The organism is Vibrio sp. 704 (assembly GCF_033339295.1).
In genome coordinates this window covers 1-536 of sequence record NZ_JAWOUH010000939.1, presented here as the reverse complement: position 1 = coordinate 536, position 536 = coordinate 1, and the positions used below count along the sequence as shown (strand labels likewise).

Here is a 536-nt window from a genome sequence, read left to right as displayed (position 1 = left end):
GTTTCAACAAACGCAAGAAAGCTGCGCAGCGCGTCAATATCCATATTCTTTTCTATCCATCGTTTTTGTTGAAGTGTTCCATCAAAACTATCCGTTAGTTTGAAATAAAACAATCAGATATTGTGATTTCACGCTTTAATTAATAACAACACCATTTGGCATGGAGGCAACAATGCAACTCTTTATCGGGAATCAAAACTACTCAAGTTGGTCATTGCGAGCGTGGCTCATTTTTTCTCAATACGATTTAAAAGTGGATGTGACTAAGCTAACGCTGTTTACTGAAGACTTCTACGACAAGCTGGCGAGCGTAACACCAACGGCCAAAGTGCCAACATTGGTTGATGGCGAAGTCACGGTTTGGGATTCCTTAGCGATTTTGGAATATGTGAACGAGCAGTATCTACAAGGAAAGGCGTGGCCAAGCCATGTAGCGGACAAAGCGAAAGCGCGCGCGATTTCGGCTGAAATGCATTCGGGCTTTTTTGATTTGAGAAACGAGTTACCGATGAACTGTCGCGCGCGTCGAAAAGTAG

Annotated in this window: 1 protein-coding gene; it reads left to right on the top strand. The window is 43.3% G+C overall.

What is annotated here, in order from left to right; all coding sequences use genetic code 11:
- Positions 1-172: 172 nt before the first annotated feature.
- On the top strand, positions 173-536 hold a 364-nt coding region (locus R7R24_RS29990; RefSeq protein WP_318120627.1), incomplete at its 3' end, for a glutathione S-transferase.